General features: G+C 65.8%; 1 protein-coding gene. It reads right to left on the bottom strand.

Translation table 11 applies throughout. From position 1 onward, the window contains the following. On the bottom strand, positions 1-599 hold a 599-nt coding region (locus tag AC3WMR_RS30685; RefSeq protein WP_492266983.1), incomplete at both ends, for a hypothetical protein.

Genomic DNA, 599 nt, shown 5'->3' with positions numbered 1-599 from the left:
GTTGCGTCCAGCGCCCCGCCCACGCGCAGGTCGCCCGCCGAGTAGATCAGCGCATGCTCGCGATTGGTCAGCGTGCCGACTCCCAGGTCCAGGTCGCCGCGCGACGCGATGACGGCGTTGAGGTCGTTGATGAGGGTCGGCGTCTGGATACCGATGCGGTCGCCGTAGAGGCGGCCGGAGTTGGAGAGGCTGCCTGCGGTGATACGGGTGTAGCCGCCATCGATCAGGCCCGCGTTGGCGAGCATGGCGCGGATGTTCAGTTCCGTATTGCGCCCCGCGATCAGTTCCCCTGTGGCGCGGTTGGTCAGGGTGTTGGCGGTGATCTTCAGGTCTTGACCCGCGTGCAGCTTGCCGTCGTTGTCCAGGTTGTCGGTGGTCAGTTCCAGCGAATTGCCGGCCGTCACCGCGCCGTTGCTGTTGGTCAGGCGATTGACCGCGAGCTTGGCGTTGGCGTCGGACGACACGTTGCCCGACGTGTTGTTGAGCGTGCCGGTGGTGACGCCCAGGTCTTGACCCGCGCCGATGCGGCCGGATTGGTTGTCGATGGTCTGGGCGTTGACTGTGACCTGATTGCCCATCACGCCCAAGGCGCTGATCGA

Source organism: Achromobacter sp. FW305-C-28 (genome assembly GCF_058783235.1).
The sequence above is the reverse complement of the archived record's forward strand: the minus strand, read 5'-3'. Positions and strand labels throughout refer to the sequence as shown.